This is a genomic window from Brevibacillus sp. NSP2.1 (genome assembly GCF_000470975.2).
Classification (GTDB): domain Bacteria; phylum Bacillota; class Bacilli; order Brevibacillales; family Brevibacillaceae; genus Brevibacillus; species Brevibacillus agri.
Window position 1 is genome coordinate 2,509,307 of sequence record NZ_CP048274.1, and the last position, 12,909, is coordinate 2,522,215.

Genomic DNA, 12,909 nt, shown 5'->3' on the forward strand with positions numbered 1-12,909 from the left:
GCATGAAATGGAAATGGATGTTGGTCTTTGCGGTCGCCTGGTTCGGCCTGGGCTTTGCGGGACAGCCGGCGCTGGCGGAGAACAACATGGATATAGAAGTGAATTTGCCTTTGGGCGGCATCGTCAAGTACGAATCATGGGTGCGGCTCGGTGTGACGATCACCAGCCAGGAAACAGACATCTCGGGCTTCGTGGAGCTGTCGCGAAAGCCTCTGTCCAAAAATTTGCGGCAATCGAACTTTCGTCGGCCAGTCAAGCTGGAACAAGGCAAGAGCACGACGCTGTTTTTCGACTTGCCGATGCAAATCTTGCTCGATAACTGGTACGTTCACGTCACGCAAAACGGACAGGTCCTAAAATCCGAAAAGCTGCGCCTCCCTTATCCGAAAGACGGGCAGACGATCGGCGTCGTGGATGAGGGCGGAAACGCGTTTCATTTTCTCGCGGTGAACGCCTCCCAATCGAAAATGAATCGGCCGATCTCGGTGCAAAACTTGACTCCGGACATGCTTCCGGACCAGTCGTGGATGTACGAGAGTCTCGACGTGCTGGCGATTAGCGGCAAGCAAGGAGCGTTGATCGACGACGCGCAGCTTGCCGCGATCAAGGAGTGGATCAAGCTGGGAGGAGTCGTCATCCTGTCGGCAGGGCCGGGGCAGGATGGACTGGTGCAAAGGTTCGCGGACATTTTGCCGATTCAGGCGGGACAAAAAGGGAGCGTGCCACTTGCAGAGGCGCTACGCACGTATGCAGGTGACAAGCCCGCCCCGCCCGGCAAGCTGGGCGTGTACAACAAGGAGCTGCCGCTATATGTCGCGAAAAAGAGCGGCCAAGGAGTTTTTCTGTTCGTCAACTACGATGTGACCGCTGAGCCGCTGGCTTCCTGGCAGCACAATTTGCCGTTGTGGCAAAACGTCATGGTCCAGCAAGGCGTGACGACTGTGTTGGAAAACAAGCGCTATTTCGACCAGATGTCGCGTTCTTTGTTGGAGCTGAGCAAAAAAATCCCCGACGTGCAAACTCCGCCTCCTGTCTGGATGGTGGTCATGTGGGGCGGCTATGTGCTTTTGGTGGCGCCGCTGGCTTATTTCGTGCTGAAAAAAGCCGGCAGACGGGAATGGGCGTGGGGAATCATTCCGGGAGCGGCCATTCTGCTGACGGTCGGGATTTTCGCGATCGGAAAGCCGCTCGTAGTGAAAACGAACGTCAGCTACACGATTTCGGAAATCAGCGTTTTGGATGAAAAGTTGGCCAAAGTGCGAACCGGGACTACTTTTTTGGCAGTCGACAAGGACGGCTATGACGTGATCGTGGAGCCGTCGATTGTCGCTGTTCCGTTGACGCAGGGCCGAAACGACTACGAGCCGGAAGGAATAACAGACGGTTCACGGCTGTTGTCTTACCGCAATCTGCCGTACCTGACTCCGAAACAGGCAATCGGCTTTGGCGTCATGCACGACATCGGCGCGTTTGAGGTGGATGTGCATGTCGAGGAGAACAGGCTGGTCGGACAGGTGAAAAACAACACGGTGTACTCCTACGAGCAGTCGTTTCTCGAGGTCGGCTTGCAGCGTATTCCGATTGGCGCGCTGAAAAAAGGAGAAGAGAAACAGATTGACGCCGTGCTGGAGTCGCTGTTTATGCCGCGGGATCAGCAGCAGGACGAACAAGATTCGCCCGAAAAACGGCGCAAAGAAATGCAGGAGAACATCATCGGCTATGCCCAGGGCGGCCAGGTGCGGCTGATCGGGATTACGACAGAGCCGGTTCCGCTGATGAAAATGCAGGAGCCGCATCAGGCTCACTACTGGAATGTCGTCAACCAGACGGTCCAACTCCAGCCGCAAGCCGAAGGAGATGTGATCCTGCCGTACGGACTGCTCAATGCAGAGCTGTTTGAAGCGAGCGGCGACTACGAATCGAACTCGGGCTACCTCTGGCAGCTCGGAAAAGGAAGCATTACGTTTGAATTGCGGACGGACGCGACGAACCTGGAGTTGAAGCGGTTGCTTGTTCCGCTTGACCACAGTTCGTACCGCCCGTTCCGAATCGAGTACTTCCACCAGAAAAGCGGGAAGTGGCGGACGGTGGAGCACGGGACAAAGCTGGTGCTGGAGCAAGAACTTCAGGATGCCTTGACAGCCAACCGCACGCTGTTGCTTCGTTTTTCCAACAGCACAGCTTCGCGCCTGTCGCTGCCAACGCCGTTTTTCCAGGTTGAAGGGGTGAGAAAGTGGTAATTGAAACCGTGCATCTGGGGAAGCGCTACGGTACCCTGCAAGCTTTGTCAGACTTGAATCTGTCCATCGCGCCGGGAAAAGTGTTCGGCTTCATCGGCCCGAATGGCGCCGGAAAATCGACGACGATGCTGATTTTGTCCACGCTGCTGGAACAGAGCGAAGGCGAAGCGTACGTCTGCGGCTACAACGTTCGCAAGGACCCGGCCAGCGTGCGCCAGTCGCTCGGCTACATGCCCGACTTTTTTGGCGTGTACGACAACTTGACGGCTGTGGAATATTTGGAGTTTTACGCGGGCGCCTTTAAAATCCCGGCGCGCAAAAGACGCTCGCTCGTAGCCGACCTGCTGGAGCTGGTCAACCTGGCGCACAAGGCGGATGCGTTTGTCGATTCCTTGTCGCGGGGGATGCAGCAAAGGCTGGGGCTGGCGAGATGCCTCGTCCACGATCCGGCGGTCCTGATTCTCGACGAACCGGCGTCTGGCCTGGACCCGCGGGCGCGCATCGAGCTGCGGGAGATTATCAAGCAACTGCGCGAGATGGGCAAAACGATTCTCATCAGCTCGCACATTTTGCCGGAGCTGGCCGAGCTGTGCGATGATATCGGCGTGATCGAAAACGGGAAACTGATCGCGTGCGGCTCTGTCCACGAAGTAAGCAGCAGAGAGACAGGCGGAAGCGTCATGCAGCTTCGCGCGCTGCGCAACCTCGACAAAGCGGCGCTGCTGTTGGAAAGCTCGCCGCATGTGAACCATCTGGAGGAATACATGGGCGGCTTCCGCTTTTATTTTCAGGGCGCCGAGCAGGAAAAGGCCGACCTGTTGCAAGAGCTGATCGACGAGCAGGTGGCGGTCGTCTACTACGGTGACGCGAAGAAAAACTTGGAGGACGTTTTCATGGCGATTACGGAAGGAGTCGGTATGGAATGAACGGCTTCCTTTTCAACCCGATTCTCGTCAAGGAAATGCGCGAGCGGTTTCGCTCCCGGAAAACGGTGTGCATCCTGGCGATTTACCTGCTCATCATGGGCGGGATTCCGCTTGGTTTTTTGCTGACAGATACGTTGCGGGCAGAGGCGCTGGGCGAGAATCGCAACCTGTTTCTCATATCGGCGGCGATTCATTATGCGATGGTCTGCTTTGTCGCGCCTGCCCTGACGGCGGGGGCCATCAGCGGCGAGCGCGAACGGCAGACGCTGCACATTTTGCTGACGACGCAGTTGTCGCCTGCCACGATTGTGTGGAGCAAGCTGATTACGTCGCTGGCTTTTTCCACGCTGTTGCTCGTCGCCTCCATGCCGCTGTACAGCATTGTCATGCTGTACGGCAGCGTGTCGCCGGAGCAGATGGCGCAGTTGATTCTGTTTCTGGCCGTCAACATTTTCTTTTTGGGCTCGCTTGGGCTGTTTTGCTCGACATGGATCAAACGCACCTCGATTAGCACGATTACTTCGTACGGGATCGCTTTCTTTTTCGTCGTCGGAACCGGGCTGCTCTTTTTCTTCATCGGCGAATGGCTACAGCAAAGCTACCCGGACATGTACCCCGATCAAGGCGTCTGGAATTTGCCGGAGCTGCAAGTGCTGGCGGGGATGAATCCGATCATCGTCCTGTTTGGCATACTGGGAGAGACGCTGGACCACTCCGAGCAGCTCGCCTTTTCGCCGTGGCTGTTTTTTTCCTGCTTTTACGTCGTGCTGGCGCTATTGCTGATGGTGTGGAGCGCGTATTTGCTCAAGCCGATCCGGCGAAAATGGTGGAGTTGGAAGAAATGGTCTGTTCGTGTAAAATAAAGGGTGTGTGTCGGAAAAGGGAGGGCTTTTTGTGAGCAAACAGGAAGAAGTGCAAATTATTGATTTTGAAGAATTGCTCAGATCGATTGAGAGTCGTCTCGCTTCTGCGGGCATGTACGTGCAGCGTGAAGCGATCATTACGATTCTGCAAGCCGAGGAAGCGTTTTTGCTGGAAAAAGGCGTGCTTCAAGAGTACAGCGAGTAAAAAGCGGACAACCTGCCATGACGGTAGGTTGTTTTTTATAGCGGGAAGGTTTGCCCGGAAAAAAGAGGAAAAGCGTCTTCTGTGGTGAATTTGTCCATATCCTTATGACAGAAGAGGTGAATGGTTGTTGCGTGCACAAGGCGTCGAGGCTGGGGTGCTTTCACCCAAAGAGGAATGGTTCCACATTATTCAAAACGTACATAATCATATTTTTACCTTTATCCGGAATGAACAAGACGAATTTGTCCTGGATCTGTCGGAAGGCAAGCTCGCGTATGAGTTTGGCGTTGACACGGAAAAATTAAAAGGAATGCGCGCAGAAGATATTTTACGCCAGTACGGGATCGAATCGATCATGCCTTACTACCAGCTCGCTTTCGCTGGACAGACGATCGAATACGAGCTTGCGTTTGGTGAACGCTACTTTTCCTCCGTCCTGACGCCGATTTGCCGCAATGGCATCGTCACTGAAATCATAGGCTCTGCCACAGAGATTACGGAATACAAGCAGATGAAGCAGCAGATGCAGGAGGCAGAAGAGCTGTACCGCAGTCTGGTCGAGGATACACTGGTCGGCGTCTACATCGCGTATGTGGACGAGCCGGGGTTTGTTTACGTCAACCCGAGGCTCGGCGATATTTTCGGCTACAGTCAGGAAGAACTGGTGAAAATGACCGCTTCCGACCTCGTCATCGAGGAAGAGCGGGACATTGTTCGCACGCATCAGGAGCGCAGAATCAACGGGGATCGCTCGAACATTCACTACCAGTTTCGCGGTCTGTGCAAAAACGGCAATCGGATTGATGTCGAGGTGCTGCAAAAAACGAGCACGTACAAGCAAAAGCCGGCTGTGATCGGGATTGTGCAAGATATTACCGAGCGTAAACAGGCAGAAGAGCTGGTGCGCAAGTCCGAGCTGCTGTCGGTGATCGGGCAGATGGCCGCGGGGGTGGCCCACGAGATTCGCAATCCGCTGACGTCGCTGAAAGGGTTTGTCCAACTGCTCCGGGCACACTCCGGCGGCAAGGACGAGTATTACCGGATCATGTTGTCCGAGCTGGATCGGATCGAATTTATCATCAGCGAATTTCTCGTGCTCGCCAAGCCGCAGGTCGTATTCCAGCGGAAAAGGGAGATGCAGCCGCTCCTGGAGCAGATCGTCATGATTGCCGACACGCATGCGATCATGTACAACGTCCAGATACTCACCAGCTACGCCGACAATCTGCCTGCCATCGTCTGCGAGGAAAACCAGTTGAAGCAAGTGTTTCTCAATTTGTTGAAAAATGCAGTGGAAGCGATGCCGAATGGCGGGGTCGTGACCGTGTCGGCGAGTGTCGAGGACGGGATGATGCTGATTGCCTTTACCGACCAAGGCTGCGGCATCGCCGAGGAACAACTGCTGAAACTGGGCGAGCCATTTTTCACCACGAAGCCGAACGGGACGGGGACTCGGGCTTATGGTCAGCTACAAAATCATCGCCAATCACGGCGGGACGATTTCTGTGTGCAGCAAGGAAGAGACAGGGACGACTTTCGAAATCAGATTGCCGGTGCGATAGCGCCATTCACCTGTTTGCTTCTGCCGGAAAAAAAGGTATGATGGTGTAGAGAACCAATATCAGCATAAGGACGTGAACGCATTGACAGAAGATAGCAAAGACCTCGAATTGGGCGATATCATTACGCTGGACGATGAAAACGGTGAACCGTTGGGTGATTTTGAAGTAGTGGCGATGTTCGACCTGAACGGTAAAGAATATATTGCCTTGACGGAAGCGCTCGAAGACGAGGAGGCCGAAGAAGAGCTGGATGAAGAAGTAGACATCTTCGTATTCCAGATCGACGGCGGCGAAATGGTTCCATTGGAAGAAGACGAAGAAAGCGCTGTGTACGCGAAGCTGAACGAGGTTCTGGAAGGCATTGAACTGATCGACAAAGGCGAATAATCGTGTGCCCGCGTTGTTGCGGGATGCTCGCAAGCGTAAAAAAGCCACTGCCTGGTTTGAACAAACCGGCAGCGGCTTTTTTGATGGGCAGATCAGTCGTTCATTTTGATGATGTTGTCTTTCAGGTCGCGGACGACCAAAAGGCAGGTGTAGTCCGTTTCTTGCAGCTCCCTGACCAGCGCGGAGCATTCATCCTTGGTCAGCCCGAGCTTTTCGAGCCGGGTGCGCAGCTCCTCGCCGCCGTTGTCGAAGAAGTGGGCTTTGCTGTCGATGTCGCCTACAGCACTTTCAAAATGCGTACTGTATTTATAAAAATTGTCGCGTTGATTCGAGTGGTTTTTATCGGGATTCCACTTCAACACCCAAATGTCATCCTTATGATAGCCGGACGAGTTCAACGCCTGAATGTCCGAAACCAGCTCCTGATCGTACCGATGAAACTTGACAAACGGCTTGGTCGCACTTATCAACGTTATTCCCCCCTATGTCGCCTCAGGAATCGATGCTCTAATAGGTTGCCCGCCCGCGCGGTATAGATGAATGGAAATAGTTGCGTGCGCGATGTCGGAAGAAATTGCTTGAACGAGCAGGGATTTTCCAAAACGAGCAAGAAATAAAGTAAAGAGCGCAGGCGGGGACTGGTTTCGCTTTGACCTCGCTTTGCTGCAAATGCTACACTAATGACGAAGCGTCATATGCTTGGGCTAAACGGTTTCGGCCTGACGCCAGTGGATACGGGGAATACTGTGCAGGATCGGCCATCTCGCTAGGGGCGGGGTGGTTTTTTTGCCCCATTTTGTGACTAGCGTTGAATACTATGGGAAGCATACGGTACAATAGCGATTAAGTGTTCGCTTTTTTTGTGAAATATTCCCTTTCGGACGGAAAGGATGTTTTCCCAAGAGCAAGGCGATGACCTGTGCGGTTACCAAAACGAAAGCCTGTTTTGGACGCTTTTTCGAAAAGTAGAGGGGAGAGCGCGATTGAAGGAAACAGACACACTACATACACTGACCTATACCGAGGAAGATATCCAGGTACTGGAGGGCCTGATCGCCGTCCGCAAGCGCCCTGGGATGTACATAGGCTCGACCGGAAGCAGAGGTTTGCACCATCTCCTGTGGGAAATCGTCGACAATGCCAAGGATGAGGCGTTGGCTGGCGTCAATGATACGATCATCGTCACGTTGTACAAGGATGGCAGCGTCAGCGTCGAGGACCACGGTCGGGGAATTCCGACGGGGATGCACAAGACGGGACGGCCCGTTCCGGAAGTCATTTTTACGACGCTTCACGCCGGAGGAAAATTCGGCGGCGGCGGCTATAAAAAAAGCGGCGGTTTGCACGGCGTAGGCTCCAGCGTCGTCGTGGCCTTGTCCAAGTGGCTCGAAGTGGAGATTCACCGCGAAGGCAAGATTCACAAGCAGCGCTTTGCCTACGTAGTCGACGAAAAAGGCACCGAGCACGTCGGCAAGCCCGTTACAGACCTTGAAGTGACCGGAACGACCAAAAGGACAGGTACGACTGTGCGCTTCCTGCCGGACGAGGCAATATTTGGAAGCGCGCGCTTTGACTACGAGACGATTCGCGATCGTTTCCGGGAAACGGCGTTTTTGCTCAAGAAACTGCGCATGGTGCTGATTGACGAGCGCGGCCCGGAGAAGAAGCGGGAAGAATTTTACTTCGAGGACGGTCTGAAGTCGTACGTCTCCTATTTGAATGAGGGGAAAAACACGCTGCACCCGATCGTTTATTTTGAAGGGGAAAAAGACAACGTCTACGTCGAGCTGGCTTTTCAGTACAACGACGGCTACGCGGAAACGCTCGTCTCCTACGTCAACTCGATCGTCACGACAGACGGCGGTACGCATGTCACCGGATTTCGCAACGGAACGACCCGGATTTTCAACGAGTTCGCGCGGAAAAAAGGGTATTTGAAGGACAAAGATCCCAACTTGACAGGAAATGATTTGCGGGAAGGTTTCCTCGGTGTGCTGTCATTGCAAATGGCTGATGTCCAGTTCGAGTCCCAAACCAAGGACAAGCTGGGCAACGAAGAAGCGCGGGCGATCGTCGAGCAAATTGTCTCCGAGAAGCTGGGCTTCTTCCTCGAGGAAAATCCGGAAATAGGCAAGCTTTTGATCGACAAGGCGTTGCGCTCCGCTGAAATTCGCGAGGAGCTGCGCAAACAGCGCGAAGCTCTGCGCGGAGACAAAAAAGGCAAGACGGCGAAAAAACGCAAATCCATTTCGGAAAAATTCACGCCGCCGCAATACCGGGATTCCAAACGCAATGAACTGTTTCTCGTCGAGGGTGACTCTGCGGGCGGCTCTGCGAAGCAGGCGCGCAACTCCGAGTTCCAGGCGCTGTTTTCTCTGCGGGGAAAACCGTTGAATACGGAAAAGGCCAAGCTGTCTGAAGTGTTGGCGAACGAGGAGTTCCGCACGATTCTGGAAGTGCTGGAGACGGACATCGGGGAAGACTTCGACATCGAAAACTGCGCGTTTGACAAAGTCATCATCATGTCCGATGCGGACGTCGACGGCTCCCACATCCAGACGCTTTTGCTTACGTTTTTCTTCCGCTACATGCGCCCGATGATCGCCGCCGGTCATCTGTACATCGCCCAGCCGCCTTTGTACCAGGTGAAAAAACAGGTGAAGGGCAAGCAGACGGAGTCGATCTACTGTTGGAGCGACCACGAGCTGGAGCAGGCGTTAAAACGGGTCGGACGCGGCGCAGAAGTACAGCGCTACAAAGGCTTGGGCGAGATGAACGCCGATCAGTTGTGGGAAACTACGATGAACCCGGAGACGCGAAAACTCATTAAAGTCGAGCTAGAAGACCTCGCTCACTGTGAAAAGCTCGTGACGGTTCTGATGGGGGACAAAGTGCCTCCGCGTCGCGAGTGGATCGAGAACCACGTTACCTTTGAAGTGGGAGAGGATGAATAAACATGTTGTCCAATCAGATCATTAACCAGAGCTTCGCGGAAATCATGGGCAAGCGGTTTGGGGATTACGCCAACCTGGTTATCCTCTCCCGCGCGATTCCCGACGCCCGCGATGGCCTGAAGCCAGTGCAGCGCCGGATTTTGTACGCGATGTACCAGGAAGGCAATACGCACGACAAGCCGTACCGCAAATCGGCCAAAACAGTCGGGTACGTCATGGGTACGTACCATCCGCACGGCGACTCGGCGATTTACGAAACGATGGTGCGCATGGCGCAATGGTGGAAAATGCGCCAGGTGCTCATTCAGGGACACGGCAACTTCGGAAGCCTCGACGCCGACCCGCCAGCGGCGATGCGTTACACGGAGTCGAGACTGTCCGCGCTCGCTAACGAGCTTTTGCGCGATATTGAAAAAGATACGGTCATCTTCATCCCGAACTACGACAACTCGGCGCAGCAGCCGGCCGTGTTGCCGTCGCGCTTTCCAAATTTGCTGGTGAACGGCGCTACCGGGATTGCCGTCGGCTTTGCCACCGATATTCCTACCCACAACCTGGGCGAAGTCATTGACGCGGCGATCGCGCAGATGAAAAATCCGAACATCTCGCTCGACGAACTGATGAAGCACGTCAAAGGCCCGGATTTTCCGACCGGGGGCATCGTCCAAGGGGTGTCGGGTATTCGCAAGGCGTTTGAGACAGGCCGCGGCCAGTTCATCATTCGCGCGAAGACCCACATGGAAGAGCCAAAGGGCGGGAAAGTGAAAAAGATCGTCATTTCGGAAATTCCTTTCGAAGTGGTCAAGTCCAAGCTGGTCGCGCAAATAGACGAGCTGGTGATGGACCGCAAAATCGAAGGCGCGATGGCCGTCCGCGACGAGACAGGGCGCAAGGAAGCGGAAATGAACAAGGTCCGCATCGTCGTCGACATTCGCAAGGAAGCAGATGAGCAGGCGATTCTGAATTACTTGTACAAAAACACCGACCTGCAAATTTACTACAACTACAACATGAACGTGATCCACGAAGGAACCATCCGCCAGATGGGACTTAAAGCGCTGCTCGGCGCGTATATCGACCACCAGAAAGAAGTCGTGACGAATCGCTGCAACTACGACCTTGAGCGCAAGAGCAAACGCAAGCACATCGTCGAGGGGCTGATTCGCGCCAAATCCATTTTGCGCGAAATCGTCGATACGATTATGGATTCCGAAGACCGGTCCGACGCCAAGAAAAACATCATGGAGAAGTACGGCTTCACGGATGAGCAGGCCGATGCGATTTTGAGCATCCAGCTCGCCTCCCTGACCCGGCTGGACATCGTCAAGCTGGAAAAAGAGCTTTCGACTTTGGCCAAAGAGATCGAGGAGCTTGAAGCGATTCTCGCCAGCGAGAAAAAGCTGATTCAGGTCATCACAAGCGAGCTGAACGAAATCAAGAAAAAGTACGCCGAAGAGCGCCTGACCGAAATCCAGGGAGAGATCGAGGAAATCAAGATCGACATCGCGATGCAGATCAATGCGGAAGACTGCATCGTCACGCTCACCAACGAAGGATACATCAAGCGGACGAGTCCGCGCTCCTTCAAGTCAGTGGGCGGAACCCTGGAAACGTGCGGGGTCAAGGAAGGGGACAAGGTCCGCTACTTCGTGGAGACGAATACGTCCCATACCGCCTTGTTTTTCACGCAGGACGGGAAGTATTTCGCCACGCTCGTCAATGCTTTCCCGGACGACAAGTGGAAGGACATCGGTTCCGCGCTGGTCAACGTCATCCCGCTGGAAAAAAATCAGCGCATCGTCGGCTTTACGATCGTGGAAAACTTCAAGCAGCCGCTGTTTGTTTACCACGTCAGCAAAAACGGGCTGATTAAAAAGACCGCGCTGTCCGAGTACGAGACCAATCGTTCGAGCGCGTTGGTGGCTGCCAAGCTGAAATCAGAAGATGACGAATTTGTGCATGTATTTGTGACAGGCGAAGCAGGCGGCATTTTAGGGGCGACCCGAGACGGCATGGGCATTCGCTTCCCGCAGGGAGAAGTCAGCCCGACCGGCCGCGCTTCCAGTGGCGTTAAGGCGATTACGCTCGCGCCTGACGATGCGGTCGTCACCATGCTCCCGATTGAGGAAGAGGACAGCCGCGCCTTCACGCTATTGACAGCCGAAGGTGTGGTCAAGCGGACAGCGATTGCGGCCATTCCGCTGCAAGGCCGGGCCGGAAAAGGCGTACAGCTTATTCGCAAGCGCAAAAACCACCCGCACCAGCTTGCGGCAGTGTTCATCGACGAGACGGTGTACGCGTGGACGGCGCAAAACGAATGGACGCTGGTCGACACGAGCCTGGTCAACGTCAACGAGCAGGGCGGAATTGGTCGCCACCTGGTAGAAGGCGGCGTCAAATCCGTTGTGTTCGAAACCGTCCTGCCGACAGAGGAAGCAAAAGAAGAACCAGCAAAAGGCTCTGGAGAGGGCGAATCCGCGAGTGTGCAACCGAAGTCGACAGCGGCGCCTGTCACTTTGTTCGATCTCGAACCTGGCGAAGAGAAGGAATGATGGAAAATGGCAACTCCGTTTGAAGCTTTTGTATCCCCATTGAGCTGGCAGCAGGTGTCGCTTTTGCTCGATACCGTCCTGTATTTTGAAGACGCGCCCAAGCTGCTTTCGCTTCCGCAGGAGGAAGGCCCGAGCGTGCCTGTTCCGGTGACGGCAGACACGCTGAAAAAGATGCTGGCGAGTCTCGATGAGAACGACGCTTTTGAGCGCAAGCCATTCGCGCTTCGCTGGGAAGGCGGCGAGGATGCGGACAGCGGCCACCTCATCGTGCAACTGCCGAACAACGAAACCGTGAGACAACCCGCCGTCCTGTCGGCGTTCTCGCCTGTGTAGGCAAAAAGAGCGGATGAAGCAAACGCTTTGGCTCTCGTCCAGGCACCTGTACATGTTTTTTGTACAAGTGCCTGGACGTGCCAAAGCGTTTTTTTACGTTTTCTTACAGTTCAAAGGATTGCCAAAAGATTGGCAGATATGATACAGTTTGAACACTTCCGTTTTTTATAAACAAAGGTTAGTTACTTACCGATTGGAGGAGTAAGGAGATGGAACAAGTCATGAACAAAAAGGCTTTTTTTGACGTCATTTCTGAACGGCGATCGGTGCGTCATTACGATCCAACGGTGAAAATTTCCCGCGACGAGCTGAAAGAGATGCTGGCCGAAGCTACGTTGGCGCCATCCAGCTCCAACCTTCAGCCTTGGCGCTTCCTCATCATCGACGAGCAGGAGCTGAAAGAAAAGCTGCTGCCGATTGCGTTCAACCAGAAGCAAGTCGTCGAGGCTGCGGCGATCGTCGCCGTGCTGGGCGACTACGAGGGCTACAAGCAGGCTGAGCAAATTTACCAGAAAGCCATCGACGCAGGCTACATGACCGAAGAGGCGAAGGCGACGATGATCGCCAACATCAATCGCCGCTACGAAAATCGCGAGCGCAGTCTGATTAAGGAAATTGCTCTCGTGGATGGCGGGCTTGTTTCCATGCAGTTCATGCTCGTGGCAAAAGCGCGTGGCTACGACACGGTGCCCATGGGCGGCTACAACGCCGAATTGTTCAAAGAGGCGTTCAACATTTCCGACCGCTACGAAACCGTCATGCTGATCGCCGTGGGCAAAGCGGCGCAGCCAGGTCATCCGACCACCCGGCTCGATGTGGACGACATTACGTTCTGGAACGAAATGCCAAGCAAATAAACGGGCGTACGCACGACAGTCACGGGTCTT

At 54.5% G+C, this 12,909-nt stretch carries 11 protein-coding genes; 10 read left to right on the forward strand and 1 reads right to left on the reverse strand.

From position 1 onward, the window contains the following. Nucleotides 1–2 precede the first annotated feature (2 nt). From M655_RS12665 to M655_RS12690, 6 genes are all read left to right on the forward strand, one after another. The gene (locus M655_RS12665) at nt 3–2,240 is read left to right on the forward strand and encodes a DUF8725 domain-containing protein (RefSeq protein WP_005836302.1); all 2,238 of its coding nucleotides are present in this window, start codon (nt 3–5) and stop codon (nt 2,238–2,240) included. Then, nucleotides 2,234–3,166 (forward strand): ABC transporter ATP-binding protein, encoded by a 933-nt coding sequence (locus M655_RS12670; RefSeq protein WP_005836304.1) that lies wholly within the window; start codon nt 2,234–2,236, stop codon nt 3,164–3,166. The genes M655_RS12665 and M655_RS12670 overlap by 7 nt, the downstream gene beginning before the upstream one ends. After that, nucleotides 3,163–4,029 carry an ABC transporter permease gene (locus M655_RS12675; RefSeq protein ID WP_005836305.1) on the forward strand — a complete coding sequence of 289 codons (867 nt, stop codon included), beginning with the start codon at nt 3,163–3,165 and terminating at the stop codon, nt 4,027–4,029. Before M655_RS12670 ends, M655_RS12675 begins: the two co-directional genes overlap by 4 nt. A gap of 31 nt (nt 4,030–4,060) precedes the next feature. Then, nucleotides 4,061–4,234, forward strand: a complete 174-nt coding sequence (locus M655_RS12680) for a hypothetical protein (RefSeq protein WP_005836307.1) — start codon at nt 4,061–4,063, stop codon at nt 4,232–4,234. 124 nt (nt 4,235–4,358) lie between these two features. After that, nucleotides 4,359–5,837, forward strand: coding sequence for a PAS domain S-box protein (locus M655_RS28340; protein WP_286086012.1), 1,479 nt, complete (start codon nt 4,359–4,361; stop codon nt 5,835–5,837). Nucleotides 5,838–5,877: 40 nt separating this feature from the next. Next, nucleotides 5,878–6,183, forward strand: a complete 306-nt coding sequence (locus M655_RS12690) for a DUF1292 domain-containing protein (protein ID WP_005836311.1) — start codon at nt 5,878–5,880, stop codon at nt 6,181–6,183. Nucleotides 6,184–6,275: 92 nt separating this feature from the next. Here the strand turns inward: M655_RS12690 and M655_RS12695 are convergent, their stop codons facing one another. Next, nucleotides 6,276–6,653 (reverse strand): YflT domain-containing protein, encoded by a 378-nt coding sequence (locus M655_RS12695; RefSeq protein ID WP_005836313.1) that lies wholly within the window; start codon nt 6,651–6,653, stop codon nt 6,276–6,278. A gap of 513 nt (nt 6,654–7,166) precedes the next feature. Between M655_RS12695 and M655_RS12700 the strand changes: the two genes are divergently transcribed. From M655_RS12700 to M655_RS12715, 4 genes are all read left to right on the forward strand, one after another. Then, nucleotides 7,167–9,137, forward strand: a complete 1,971-nt coding sequence (locus M655_RS12700; protein ID WP_026557276.1) for a DNA gyrase/topoisomerase IV subunit B — start codon at nt 7,167–7,169, stop codon at nt 9,135–9,137. Between the two features lie 2 nt (nt 9,138–9,139). Further along, a complete protein-coding gene (gene parC / locus M655_RS12705; RefSeq protein WP_007787021.1) occupies nt 9,140–11,689 on the forward strand; it encodes a DNA topoisomerase IV subunit A in 2,550 nt (849 codons plus the stop codon). 6 nt (nt 11,690–11,695) lie between these two features. Continuing rightward, on the forward strand, nt 11,696–12,022 hold the full coding sequence (locus M655_RS12710) for a hypothetical protein (RefSeq protein WP_005836319.1): 327 nt from the start codon (nt 11,696–11,698) through the stop codon (nt 12,020–12,022). Nucleotides 12,023–12,231: 209 nt separating this feature from the next. Further along, the gene (locus M655_RS12715) at nt 12,232–12,879 is read left to right on the forward strand and encodes a nitroreductase family protein (protein WP_025845950.1); all 648 of its coding nucleotides are present in this window, start codon (nt 12,232–12,234) and stop codon (nt 12,877–12,879) included. The last annotated feature ends 30 nt before the right edge of the window (nt 12,880–12,909 follow it).